The organism is Bradyrhizobium sp. HKCCYLRH1034 (assembly GCF_051168375.1).
Taxonomy (GTDB): Bacteria; Pseudomonadota; Alphaproteobacteria; order Rhizobiales; family Xanthobacteraceae; genus Bradyrhizobium.
Genome location: NZ_JBNPUW010000003.1, coordinates 227,817 through 240,115 on the forward strand (window position 1 = coordinate 227,817; position 12,299 = coordinate 240,115).

9 protein-coding genes are annotated in these 12,299 nt (G+C 67.9%); 1 reads left to right on the top strand and 8 read right to left on the bottom strand.

Annotation, left to right across the window (positions count from 1 at the left end; translation table 11 throughout):
* Nucleotides 1-211 precede the first annotated feature (211 nt).
* The 6 genes from ACQR0W_RS08145 to pcaF form a co-directional block, all read right to left on the bottom strand.
* Nucleotides 212-1,903: a flotillin family protein gene (locus tag ACQR0W_RS08145; protein WP_316186608.1), complete on the bottom strand. Its 1,692-nt coding sequence runs from the start codon at nt 1,901-1,903 to the stop codon at nt 212-214.
* A gap of 36 nt (nt 1,904-1,939) precedes the next feature.
* Nucleotides 1,940-2,590 (bottom strand): OB-fold-containig protein, encoded by a 651-nt coding sequence (locus ACQR0W_RS08150; RefSeq protein WP_316234936.1) that lies wholly within the window; start codon nt 2,588-2,590, stop codon nt 1,940-1,942.
* A 22-nt stretch (nt 2,591-2,612) separates the two neighbouring features.
* Nucleotides 2,613-3,785 carry a PspA/IM30 family protein gene (locus ACQR0W_RS08155; RefSeq protein ID WP_316171118.1) on the bottom strand — a complete coding sequence of 391 codons (1,173 nt, stop codon included), beginning with the start codon at nt 3,783-3,785 and terminating at the stop codon, nt 2,613-2,615.
* Nucleotides 3,786-4,042: 257 nt separating this feature from the next.
* The gene (locus tag ACQR0W_RS08160) at nt 4,043-5,107 is read right to left on the bottom strand and encodes a phosphotransferase (RefSeq protein WP_316200490.1); all 1,065 of its coding nucleotides are present in this window, start codon (nt 5,105-5,107) and stop codon (nt 4,043-4,045) included.
* A gap of 60 nt (nt 5,108-5,167) precedes the next feature.
* Nucleotides 5,168-6,061 (bottom strand): dioxygenase, encoded by an 894-nt coding sequence (locus ACQR0W_RS08165; RefSeq protein WP_316166281.1) that lies wholly within the window; start codon nt 6,059-6,061, stop codon nt 5,168-5,170.
* A gap of 131 nt (nt 6,062-6,192) precedes the next feature.
* Nucleotides 6,193-7,401, bottom strand: a complete 1,209-nt coding sequence (gene pcaF, locus ACQR0W_RS08170; RefSeq protein ID WP_316171010.1) for a 3-oxoadipyl-CoA thiolase — start codon at nt 7,399-7,401, stop codon at nt 6,193-6,195.
* A 360-nt stretch (nt 7,402-7,761) separates the two neighbouring features.
* Here pcaF and mutS point away from each other — a divergent pair, with 360 nt between their 5' ends.
* Nucleotides 7,762-10,506 carry a DNA mismatch repair protein MutS gene (gene mutS / locus ACQR0W_RS08175; protein ID WP_316234935.1) on the top strand — a complete coding sequence of 915 codons (2,745 nt, stop codon included), beginning with the start codon at nt 7,762-7,764 and terminating at the stop codon, nt 10,504-10,506.
* Between the two features lie 217 nt (nt 10,507-10,723).
* Here the strand turns inward: mutS and ACQR0W_RS08180 are convergent, their stop codons facing one another.
* The gene (locus ACQR0W_RS08180; protein WP_316171012.1) at nt 10,724-11,527 is read right to left on the bottom strand and encodes a hypothetical protein; all 804 of its coding nucleotides are present in this window, start codon (nt 11,525-11,527) and stop codon (nt 10,724-10,726) included.
* 219 nt (nt 11,528-11,746) lie between these two features.
* Complete coding sequence (locus tag ACQR0W_RS08185; RefSeq protein ID WP_315715155.1) at nt 11,747-12,256, bottom strand: OsmC family protein; 510 nt, start codon at nt 12,254-12,256, stop codon at nt 11,747-11,749.
* Nucleotides 12,257-12,299 lie beyond the last annotated feature (43 nt).

Genomic DNA, 12,299 nt, shown 5'->3' on the forward strand with positions numbered 1-12,299 from the left:
GATAGCAAAAAGGTGACCGCGACGTGATGGATTTGTAACTTCAATCCGGCGCGTTTCCGGCTATCTTCTGCTCACCCCACTCGGTTCTCTGCGTATGAGTTGCGCGCAGGGACTGCACCTCATGAGCGCCCCACTCGTGATGTGCCGGGCGGGGGCGGTGGCTCCTCCAGCGCCGCCCCCAGCCCCGGGGCCTCCCTTTTCACATTTTGGCCTACGGCTTCTGCAGCGGCTCGATCTTCGCCGGTGCGGCAGCGGGCCTGGCCTCGGCCGTCGGCAGGATCACGCCGGCCAGCGCCTGCACCGGATCGTCGCCGGGCTTGAAGCCGGACTGCACCAGGATCTCGTCGATCAACGGCTTCAGCGCGTGCACGCGCAGCAGTTCGCCGGCGAGGCCTTCGCCGAAGCCGACATTGCCGCCGGCACCGCCATTGCCGCCGAACGCGCCGCCGGTGTGCAGGATGCGAACGTCCTTCAGATTGGCGATCGGCTTGACCATCTCGCCGAGCGCGGCCGGCATGGTCGCGATGCGCTGCTTGGCGAGCTCGAAATCGATCACGTTGCTGCCGAGCTTGTTCTGGGCTTCGTTCTTCATCAGGATGACCGCGGCTTCCGCCTCGCCGATCTGGCGCACGCCGACGGCCTTGATCTTGTTGGCCTCGGCCTCCGCCTCGGCCAGGGTCTTGGCCGCCTCGCCGCGATCGACCGCGGCGCGCTTTTCTGCCTCGGCGGCAACGGTAATGCCGGTCGAGCGCTGCTCGGCCTCTTTCCGCGCCGCCATGACCGCGGTCTGACGTTCGCGGTCGGCGATTTCGATGGCGCGCGCCGTCGTCACCTTTTCCTCCGCGGAGACCGCAAGCGCCTCGGCCGCCTTGGCGACCGCGCGCGCTTCCGAGGTTTCCTTGCTCTTGGTCGCGATCTGGATGTCGTTGTCCTGCGTCGCGATCTGGATCTCGCGGTCGGCGTCGGCCTTGCGGCGGTTGATCGCGAGATTGCTTTCGATCGCCGCGGTCTCGCGCACCTTCAAGGCTTCCGCCTCGCGCTGCGCGATCTTCTGCTGCGCCTCGATGCGCGCATTCTCCTCGGTCTGCCACGCCGTCTGCGTCGCGCTTGCGACCTCGGCGCGGGTGCTCGCGGTCTTGTTGGCGATGTCGCGCTCCTGGCTGAGCTCGGCCTCCTTCTTGGTGCGCTCGATCTGGAGCGTGAGCTGGCGCGCCTCGAGGTCCTTCTGCGCGATCGCGACCTCATTGTCGCGTACGATCGCGTTGCGGTCGCGGCGCCGCGTCTCGGTGACCGTCTTCAACAGCGTCAGGCCTTCGGCGTCGAAGAAGTTCTCGGCGTTGAAGAACGAGATGTCGGTCTGGTCGAGCTTGGTCAGCGAGACCGATTCCAGCTCCAGGCCGTTGGACTGCACGTCGGCCTCGACTGCGGCCTGGACGTGCTTGACGAAATCCGAGCGCTTCTCCTGCAGGTCCAACAGCTCCATCGTGGCCGCGACCGAGCGCAGGCCGTCGACGAACTTGGCCTCGACCTGGTCGCGCAGCAATTCGGCATTGTTGGTGACGGCGCCGAGCGTCTGCGCCGCCAGTGCGATCGAATCCACGTCGGGCTTCACGCGCACGTAGAACTCGGCGTCGATGTCGACGCGCATGCGGTCCTTGGTGATCAGCGAATCCTTCTTCGAGCGCTCGACGCGGAGCCGCAAGGTCTTGAGGTTGACGCGCGCGATGGAGTGGAAGATCGGCAGCACCACGGCGCCGCCGTCGAGCACCACCTTCTTGCCGCCCAGGCCGGTGCGCACGAACGCCTCGTCGCGGGTGGACCGATGGTAGAGAACGGCAAAGACAGTGCCGAGAACAACCAGCAGCACAACGCCGATCGACGCAGGCAGAACCAGATCAAACATGGGATTTACTTTCGGGTTGAGGAAAGTGTCTTGGAGCTAAAGTGTCTTGGAGTTCGTGAGTTCGTCGGCTGCGGCGATCGCGATGAAGCGGCCATCCTTGCGGTCGACGAGGAGAACCGACGCGCCCACCGGCAATGACGGCGAATCCGGCGCGGCCGAGGCCGTCACCATGTGCCAGTTGCCGTGGACATCCTTGACGCGGACGCGGCCGGGCAGCCCGCCATCGAGCGGGCCGACCGCCACCTCGCCGGTGCGGCCGACGAGATCGGACAGCCCGACCGCATAGCTCTCATCCTGCGGCACCAGCCGCGCCGCGTAGCGCGTCGAGCGCCGCAGCAGCGGCACCGTGACGACGGCGGCGAGCACGCCCGCGGCCGTTGGCGGCAGCGCCACCGCCACCAGCCGCGCGGCATCCTGGATCAGAAAGCCCGTGATCGAGAAGATGCCGAGCGCGAGCAGGATGCAGATCATCAGCGGCACGCCGCCGACATTGATCCAGGACAGCACGTGGCCCACGCTGGTGCTGTGGCCGTCGTGACCGAGATCGACGGTCTGGCCGAGCAGCTCGCTGATCGACAGGCCGATCAGCATCGAGCCGATCTCGACGCCGCCGACCAGAACGATCATCACGGCGGCAATCGCGAACGGCCGCACCTCGGGTTGCATGAAATGGTCGACGATGGTCATGGGACGACGCGCCCCCGCCCGTTCAATTCTGCGATTTCAGCCGCGCCAGCCGCTCGGCGATGTCCTTGTCACGCTTCAGCTTCGACAATTCGTCGATGTCGGGCGACGGCGGGATGCCTTCCGGCACGCCGGTGGCGCGGGCGATGACGCGGGAGGCGCGCGCGGCCTTGGCGAGGCCGGCATCCGGCCCCTTGCGCGATGTGGCCTTCGGCTGGTCGGCGAGCGCCTCGCTGTGCTCGAGCTCGGCGAGACGCGCCTGCGCGTCCTGCAGGCTCGACAGAATCGCACGCAGCGTCGTCAGCACCGCATCGATGCGCTCGGCATTCTCGTCGATCGCCTTCGACAGCACCTCGAACTGGGCTTCGAGATCCATCTGCCGGGCGATGCCGGCGCGGGCGAGGTCGTCGCGGTGCTCGACGATGGCGACGCGGATCTGCTCGGCCAGCACGGTCGTCTCGCGCTCGATCTCGGCGCGGCGTGCATTGAGCCGATATTCCTCCGCGCGCGCATGCGACAGGCTCTCGCGCGATTCGCGCTCGGCCTGCTCGATCTCGCGGATCGCCTGGCTGACCAGCGCGACCCGGTTCTTGTCCTCGGCCTTTTCGATCGCTCCATACGCGATCCCGGCGATGAGGCGCCCGGCGCGTGACAGGAGCGTGTCGGGGGCCGGCGCGTGTTCGGCGAGCATGACGTGGTCCTTTCGTGGGCTGACGGTTGGGCTGAGACGAGCGTGTGACGTTGCGGTAACGCCGAAATGGACTTCGAAGTCATCTTCGTCCGTTCGCACGAGCTGCGCCGGCGTCGCGTGCGGCCAGCCCGCGACGTAGCCGGTCACCTCGAACGGGATCGCGATGCGACCGCGCGCGGTGCCGAGCGACAACATGCCGGCATTCCTGACATTCACCAGACGGTCGTCGAGCGGCAGCCGCGGATTCGAGGCGGCGCGATAGGCGGCACGGTCGCGCAAGCCGAGCGTGACGAGGCGCGACGGCAGCCGCGTGGCCTTGCGGATCGGGTCGTAGGCATGGCCGTGCAGCGCGACGAGATTGGCGCCGATGCCTTTGCCAGCAGCGATCTCGTCGAGCATGTCCATCATCCGGGCATAGTCGGCGAAGGTCGCCTCGATCGCGTCCCGCGCCTCGGGGGAGAGGAGCAGACGGTAGCGAACAGCCTGATCGTAGGTGCTTCCGGCCATCGGGAATGTTAAAGCACAATATCCGTGCTTTAGCAAGCCAGCTCCCGATCCAAGAACGCCGCTCCCTTCCGTGACCATGTCGAACGCCATGCCCATGCCGATATGTCGCGCCGATGCTGGCCGGCGGTTTAAGGCCGGCGAACAATCTCTGGTGATCGTTAAGGGGGCTGCTAGCGACGCCGGCAAATGCACCGCAGTGACGTGTAGCGACAAAGATCTCGCCGCGCGCGTGCGGCCCTGTCGCGAGGGAAGCGCCGTCAGTCCAGCAATTCGCGGCAGCCGAGATCGTCGAACGCAAGGAAGATGCGCTCGAGATTATTCCACCAGATCACCGGCGGGAGCTGGATCGCCCATTGCCAGACCGGCTGGGCGATGTGCCAGAGCACGGCGAGACGATAGTCCTGATCCAGCGCCGCCCTGTCGTAGCCGGTCACACCGCCTGCGACCAATGTCTGATGATAGCTGTCGAGCAACGGCCGCTCGATCCGCGCCCGACGGTCGGGATAGATTTGCAGCGCGATCATGTAGGCGAGATCGTTCGCGGGCACGCCGATCCGCCACTGGTCGAAATCAAAGGCGCGCACGTCGTCGCTGTCGGCGGCCTTCGGCACCAGAAAATTCCAGACATGCGCGTCGCCATGCGCAATGCTGAGGTTTCGCCGCGACAGATAGCGTTCCGAGAGCCGCGGCGTCGCCGCCATCAGGCGTTCGTAGACCGCGCGGCGGTCCGCGCTCAGGCGGTCTCCCAACTGATCGGCGAAGCGCTGATAGTGGCCGGCAAAGGTCCTGCTGCGCTCGGCGCGCTCGTCCGCGGTCGCGAAGCTGCCGATGGACACGCCGAGCCGCGGATCGTCCCACCACGCCGCATGCAGCCGCGCCAGCGCCCGCACGATCCCCTCGGCCTGGGGCAGCGCGGGCGGCAGCGGCCATGGCGTCGCCGTCTGGTGCGTGTCGGTGAGATCCTCGAGCAGCAAGTGCCAGGTGAGCGCGGCTTCGTCCCACGCGCCGCCGTAAGAGCCGGGCACCAGGCCCGTCGGCATGAGCCGCGCCAGTCCGCGATAAAAATTGACCTCGTGGCGCCCGCCCCGCCACAGCGTCTTGGCGAAGGCCGGCATCGGGATTTTCAGGATCAGCGTCTTCGGCGCGTCCGGGGCCGCGCCGCTATAGGACAAACCGAGGCGGATGATGCGCGACACCAGCATCGGCCGGTCGCTGATCACGGCGACGTCGGAGACCGCGCCGGACTGGAGCACACCCGCCTCGCGCATCGTCGCCGTCAACGCGGCGGGCTCGGCGACGGACGGCAAGTCGGTGGAGGACATGTGGGCGCCGTCCCTTCAGGGTTGCAGCTTAGCCCACACTAGCATGGATATTCCGAATCGCTACTTGATCGGCGCGCGCGGCAGCACGGTGTCGCCGATCTCCATCCGGTAGACGTGATCGAGCGAATACCAGGGCGTGGTGACGTCGGCGTCCGTCGGATGCGGCTCGTCGTGGCGGACGAAATTGCCGAGCAGCGCCTTCGTGACGCCGAACTGCACGTCGCTGTCGATGTGCGGGTCGTTGGGGTCGTAGACCTGCGAGATCAGGACCTTGAATCCCGGCTTGACGATCAGCGCATGCAGATGCGCCGGGCGATAGGGATGGCGGCCCTGCGCCTTCAGCAGGCGGCCGACGACCCCGTCGGTCGGGATGGGATAGCCGACCATCATCACCGAGCGAAACCAGAAGCGGCCATCGGCATCGGTCACGAGCTTGCCGCGCAGGTTCATGTCGGCCTGATCGGGATCCTGGTTCTCGTAGTAGCCGACCGGCGAGGCGTGCCAGACGTCGACCTCGGCGCCGGCGACCGGCGCGCCGTTCGGATCGACCACGCGACCGTGCACGAACAGCGCCGGGCCGGGCGTCGCCGAGCGCACGATCGAGCCGCCGTTATCAGTGCGCGGCGAGTTCAACCGCCAGAACGGGCCGAGCAGCGACTGCGCGGTCTCGGTGTTGCCGCCATCGCCATTGTTGAGCAGGCAGACCAGCGGCGAGACGCCGAGCGAGCCGGCCATCAGCACGACTTCGTTGTGGCTGTCGTTGGTGCGCTGACCGAGTTCGGCGATGATGGCGGCGGCTTCGCGAAATTCGACCTCGGTAAGCCTGACATCGCGGACGAAGCCGTGCAGGTGCTTGATCAGCGACACCATGATCTCGCGCAGCCGCGGGTTCTCGGTGCGCTCCATCACCGCCAGCACCGCCGGCGTGACGTCCTGTTCGCGGGAGATGGTCATCGTCAGGACTCCGTCATTCCGGGGGCGACGCGCCAGCGTCGAACCCGGAATCTCGATATTGCAGGACTCATCTCCAGATTCCGGGTTCAGCCCTGCGGGCTGCCCGGAATGACGAAGCGCTCAGCGCGTCGTCAGTTGATCGTCTCGATCGCCAGCGCGACGCCCTGGCCGACGCCGACGCACATCGTGGCGAGCGCACGCTTGCCGCCGCGGACCTCGAGGCCGTGCACCGCGGTCATCGCGATGCGCGCGCCGCTCATGCCGAGCGGATGGCCGAGCGCGATGGCGCCGCCATGCGGGTTGACGAAATCGGCGTCCTCGGCGACGCCGAGCTGGCGCAGGCAGGCGATGCCCTGGGACGCGAACGCCTCGTTCAGCTCGATCAGGTCGAAATCGGTGATCTTCAGGCCGAGCCGCTCCATCAGCTTGCGCACGGCCGGCACCGGGCCGATGCCCATGATGCGCGGAGGCACGCCGGCCGAGGCGAGGCCGAGCACGCGCGCCCGCGGCGTCAGGCCGTGCTTCTTCACGGCGGCTTCGGAAGCGAGGATCATGGCGGCGGCGCCGTCATTGACGCCCGCGGCGTTGCCGGCGGTGACCGTGCCCGGATTGCGCACGATCGGCTTCAGCTTGGCCAGACCTTCCAGCGTGGTTTCGGGCCGCGGATGCTCGTCCTTGTCCACCGTCACAGGTCCGGCCTTGCCGCCGGGCACCATGACCGGCGTGATCTCGGCGGCGAAATAGCCCGAGGCGATGGCCTTTCCGGCGCGCTGCTGGGAGCGGATCGCGAACGCGTCCTGGTCGGCGCGCGAGACCTGGAATTCTTCGGCGACGTTCTCGCCGGTCTCCGGCATCGAATCGACGCCATACTGCTGCTTCATCAGGGGATTGATGAAGCGCCAGCCGATCGTGGTGTCGAAGATCTCGGCCGAGCGCGAGAACGCCTCCGTCGCCTTGCCCTGCACGAACGGCGCGCGCGTCATGGATTCGACGCCGCCCGCGATCGCGAGATCGACCTCGCCGGCGCGGATCGCACGTCCCGCCGCGCCGACCGCGTCGAGACCGGAGGCGCAGAGACGGTTCAAGGTCTGGCCGGGAATTGAATCCGGCAGGCCCGCGAGCAGCAGCGCCATGCGCGCGACGTTGCGGTTGTCCTCGCCGGCCTGGTTGGCGCAGCCGAAGAACACCTCGTCGACGGCAGCCCAGTCGAGATTGGGATGCTTCGCCTTGAGTGCCTTGAGCGGGGTGGCCGCGAGATCGTCGGTGCGCACCTTGGCCAGCGCTCCGCCGAACCGGCCGATCGGAGTCCGCACCGCATCACAAATGAACACGTCTCGCATCGCTCTCTCCCGAACTTTCGTGTTTCTGGTCAGAATTGACGGCGGTTTTAGGAGTGCGATCGGGGCAGGTCAAATGACGGGAGCGCGGGGTGGCATGCGCGGCGCTGTCGTATGCGACGCTATCTCAACGCGAGCGGTGCGCCCCCTCCCCCGCTTGCGGGGGAGGGTTGGGGTGGGGGCCGCCCCAAGCGAGAATCCCCGTGAGGAGAGACTTCCCCCACCCGTATCGCATCTTCGATGCGATACGATCTCCCCCGCAAGCGGGGGAGATGCAACAGCAGGCACCGCTCATCGTGGAAAACCGGGACATCGCCTGCAAAGCGGTAGGACCGTCCGGGCAAATTGGCTAGTTTCCGCGCCATGACGATCCAGCAGCCCATCTCCGCCCCGGTTCCGCAAGAATCAATGCCTGCGGCCGCGCCCGCCGAGGCGCCGGCCAAGCTCACGCCGATGATGGAGCAGTATCTCGACATCAAGGCAGCGCATCCGGGGCTGATGCTGTTCTACCGGATGGGCGACTTCTACGAGCTGTTCTTCGAGGATGCGGAAGCCGCCTCGCGAGCGCTCGGCATCGTGCTGACCAAGCGCGGCAAGCACCTGGGCCAGGACATCCCGATGTGCGGCGTGCCGGTGGAGCGCTCCGAGGACTATCTGCATCGCTTGATCGCGCAAGGCATCCGCGTCGCCGTCTGCGAGCAGATGGAGGATCCGGCGGCGGCGCGGGCGCGCGGCAACAAGAGCGTGGTCAAGCGCGGCGTGGTGCGCGTGGTCACGCCGGGCACGCTGACGGAAGACAATCTGCTCGATGCGCGCGCCAACAACTATCTGCTGTCGATCGCGCGCAGCCGCGGCTCCTCCGGCGGCGACCGGCTCGGGCTTGCCTGGATCGATATCTCGACGTCGGACTTCATCGTCACCGAATGCGCGTTCGCCGAGCTGACGGCGACCTTGGCACGGATCAATCCCAACGAAGTCATCGTCTCCGACGCGCTGTACTCGGACGAAGCGTTCGAGCCGGTGCTGCGCGAGCTCGCCGCGGTGACGCCGCTCACGCGCGACGTGTTCGACGGGGCCACCGCCGAACGGCGGCTGTGCGACTATTTCGCCGTCGCCACCATGGACGGCCTCGCGGTGCTGTCGCGTTTGGAAGCGACCGCGGCGGCCGCCTGCGTCACCTATGTCGAACGTACGCAAGTGGGGCAGCGCCCGCCGCTGGCGCCGCCGGCGCGCGAGGCGACCGGCAGCACGATGGCGATCGATCCGGCGACGCGCGCCAATCTCGAGCTGACGCGCACGCTCGCCGGCGAGCGCCGCGGCTCGCTGCTCGACGCGATCGACTGCACGGTGACCTCGGCCGGCTCGCGCCTGCTGGCGCAGCGGCTCGCCGCGCCGCTGACGGAGCCGGTGCAGATCGGCCGGCGGCTCGATGCCGTCAACGTCTTCGTCGCCGACAGCGCCGCGCGCGAGGACATCCGCTCGATCCTGCGCGGCGCGCCCGACATGACCCGTGCTATGGCGCGGCTGTCCGTCGGCCGCGGCGGTCCGCGCGATCTCGCCGCTCTGCGCGACGGTATCGTTGCGGCCGACCAGGCGCTGGCGCGGCTGTCGGCGCTCGACCAGCCGCCGCAGGAGGTGGCGTCGGTCATGTCCGCGCTGGCGCGGCCGGCGCGCGCGCTGGCGGAAGAATTTGCGCGCGCGCTCGACGAGCAGCTGCCGCTGATCAAGCGCGATGGCGGCTTCGTGCGCGCCGGTTACGACGCGACGCTGGACGAGACGCGCAATCTGCGCGACGCCTCGCGGCTCGTCGTCGCCTCGATGCAGGCGCGCTATGCCGACCAGACCGGCGTCAAGGCGCTGAAGATCCGGCACAACAACGTGCTCGGCTATTTCGTCGAGGTCACCGCGCAGCACGGCGACAAGCTGATGTCGGCGCCGTTGAACGCGACCTTCATCCACCGCCAGACGCTGGCGGGCCAGGTGCGCTTCACGACATCAGAGCTCGGCGAGATCGAGGCCAAGATTGCGAATGCCGGCGAGCGCGCGCTCAATCTCGAGCTCGAGATCTTCGACCGGCTGTGCGCACAGGCCCTCGCGATCGGCGACGATCTGCGCGCCGCCGCGCACGGCTTTGCGATGCTCGATGTCGCCACTGCGCTGGCGAAGCTCGCGGTCGACGACAATTATGTGCGCCCGGAGGTCGACGGCTCGCTGGGCTTCGCCATCGAGGGCGGCCGTCATCCGGTGGTGGAGCAGGCGCTGAAGCGTGAGGGGCAGCCGTTCATCGCCAATTCCTGCGACCTGTCGCCGACGCCGGGGCACAAGAGCGGTCAGCTCTGGCTGCTCACCGGGCCGAACATGGCGGGCAAGTCGACCTTCCTGCGCCAGAACGCGCTGATTGCGCTGCTGGCGCAGATCGGCTCGTTCGTGCCGGCGAGCCGGGCCCGCATCGGCATCGTCGACCGGCTGTTCTCGCGCGTCGGCGCCGCCGACGATCTGGCGCGCGGACGCTCGACCTTCATGGTCGAGATGGTCGAGACCGCGGCGATCCTCAACCAGGCCGGCGAGCGCGCGCTGGTGATCCTCGACGAGATCGGGCGCGGCACCGCGACCTTCGACGGCCTCTCCATCGCCTGGGCTGCGATCGAGCACCTGCACGAGAGCAACCGCTGCCGCACGCTGTTCGCCACGCATTATCACGAGCTGACGGCGCTCGCCGCCAAGCTGCCGCGGCTGTTCAACGCCACGGTGCGGGTCAAGGAATGGCAGGGCGACGTCGTGTTCCTGCACGAGGTGCTGCCCGGCTCCGCCGACCGCTCCTACGGCATCCAGGTGGCGAAGCTCGCCGGCCTGCCGCCGGCCGTGATCAGCCGCGCCAAATCGGTGCTGGCGAAACTGGAGGCCGCCGACCGCGGCCAAAACGCCCGCGCGCTGGTCGATGATCTGCCGCTGTTCGCGGTGCCCTCGCGCGCAGCCGTGGAGCCCGCGATGTCGAAGGAGGCAGAGGAACTGATCGCCGCCGTGAAGGCGCTGCATCCGGACGAGATGACCCCGCGCGAGGCGATGGACGCGCTGTATCAACTGAAGTCGAAACTGCCGAACAAGTAGTTGCCGTCATTCCGGGGCGCGCGTAGCGCGAACCTGGAATCCATCCTTCGTCAGCGCATGCAGCCAGATGGATTCCGGGCTCGCCGCCTTCGGCGTCGCCCCGGAATGACAGAGAGATGAGTTCACGGTGCCGTAGGGTGGGCAAAGACGCGAGGCGTCGTGCCCACCATTTGCAGCGTGACATGCAACTCGGTGGGCACGCTTCGCTTTGCCCACCCTACGCAAGCTGACGAGCTGCCTTCCGTCGCCCCAGCCACCACAGGCCGAGATTCCAGCCGACGCAGGTCGCCAGCGCACCACTCAGGCCGGCGGCGGCGCCGAGGTGCAGGCTGCCGAGGTGCAGCACCACCACGGCCAGCGAGAAGCCGATCAGGCCGTAGGCGCCATTGGCCAGCACGGCCGCCGTCGCGGGCCCGCCGATGCGCGGCTGCAGGATCAGCATCATCGAGGTGAAGACGATGGGAAACAGCGCCAGGATGCCGGACACGCTGGGACCGGCCCAGCCGGAGACCGAGGTGACGGTGGCGACGAGCGCTGCCACCAGCGAAGCGCGCAAGGGCACGTCGTACCAGCGCCGGGTGATCAGCGGCATCTTCGCATGGCGATAGCGCTGCAACAACGGCAGGCAGATCGCGAAAGTGATGATGTTGGCGACGATGCCCATCAAGAGCGTCCATTGCACGCTCTTGATCAGCGCGGCGAGACCGAGCCACACCGCCACCGCGGTGGCGCTTGCCACCAGCACGCTGCGGCGCTGCGCCAGCACGGCGTAAGCGAGACTGAGGAAGATCGTGGCGGCATTGATCGGCAGGCTGGTCAGCGCGCCCTGCGCGATGAAGGCGGCATCGTGATCCAGCGCCAGGAACACGTAGGTCGGACCGGCCGAGATCGGCAGGGTCGCGACCAGCGCGCCGATCACGGGCCCGGTGCGCTCGGCGATCATCGACGCCGACACCACGAACGACGCCGCGATCGCCATGCGCAGAGCCAGCAGCAGCAGGAAGGAGGGATCGAGGGACATCAGTTCATGCTGCGCAGGCGGTGGGCTCCCTCCCCCGCCTGCGGGGGAGGGCTGGGGTGGGGGCGCGGCTCGGGTGGCGATGATGGGGTGTGCCGTGTGGAGAGAAGTCCCCCACCCGCCTCGCATCGGCGATGCGAGGCGACCTCCCCCGCAGGCGGGGGAGGCGCAGACCGAGCGAGCCTCAACAGCTTGTCTCCTCAGAGGCAGCGCCGCCGCGCACTACACCCGCTTCAAGCTGACAGACACCTTCGGGCCGTTCTTGATGGTCTGATAGACCACGCAATAGCGCTCGGTAAGCTTGAGCAGGAGGTCGAGCTTGTCCTGCGGCGCGTCGGTGTCGACCTCGAAGCGCAGACGGATTTCCTGGAAGCCGACCGGCGCCTCCTTGTCGACGCCGAGCGTGCCGCGGAAATCGAGATCGCCTTCGGCGAACACGTGGCCGCTCTTGAGCGGCACCTCGACTGCGGTCGCGACCGATTTCAAGGTGACGCCGGCGCAGGCCACCAGAGCCTCCAGCAACATGTCGCCGGAGCACAGCTCGAGCCCCGAGCCGCCGGTCCCCGGATGCAGGCCGGCCACCGCCATCGCGCGCCCGGTCTCGAGCTTGCAGGTCAGCCCCTCCTGCCCGACCTCGCCCTTGGCCTTCAAGGTGATCACGGCGGCGGACGGGTCGGCCTTGTAGCGTTCCTTGATCGGCGCCTGCATGGCGCGCAGCTCGGCAGCATCCATTTGTCGTTCTCTCCCGGATTTATTTCAGACGAGATTTACCGGG

Excerpts from the sequence above, each read along its gene's own strand:
- ACQR0W_RS08160 (WP_316200490.1), bottom strand. The coding sequence starts at position 5,107 with ATGTCCTCCACCGACTTGCCGTCCGTCGCCGAGCCCGCCGCGTTGACG.
- ACQR0W_RS08185 (WP_315715155.1), bottom strand. The coding sequence starts at position 12,256 with ATGGATGCTGCCGAGCTGCGCGCCATGCAGGCGCCGATCAAGGAACGC.
- ACQR0W_RS08155 (WP_316171118.1), bottom strand. The coding sequence starts at position 3,785 with ATGGCCGGAAGCACCTACGATCAGGCTGTTCGCTACCGTCTGCTCCTC.
- ACQR0W_RS08150 (WP_316234936.1), bottom strand. The coding sequence starts at position 2,590 with ATGACCATCGTCGACCATTTCATGCAACCCGAGGTGCGGCCGTTCGCG.
- ACQR0W_RS08165 (WP_316166281.1), bottom strand. The coding sequence starts at position 6,061 with ATGACCATCTCCCGCGAACAGGACGTCACGCCGGCGGTGCTGGCGGTG.
- mutS (WP_316234935.1), top strand. The coding sequence starts at position 7,762 with ATGACGATCCAGCAGCCCATCTCCGCCCCGGTTCCGCAAGAATCAATG.
- ACQR0W_RS08145 (WP_316186608.1), bottom strand. The coding sequence starts at position 1,903 with ATGTTTGATCTGGTTCTGCCTGCGTCGATCGGCGTTGTGCTGCTGGTT.
- ACQR0W_RS08180 (WP_316171012.1), bottom strand. The coding sequence starts at position 11,527 with ATGTCCCTCGATCCCTCCTTCCTGCTGCTGCTGGCTCTGCGCATGGCG.
- pcaF (WP_316171010.1), bottom strand. The coding sequence starts at position 7,401 with ATGCGAGACGTGTTCATTTGTGATGCGGTGCGGACTCCGATCGGCCGG.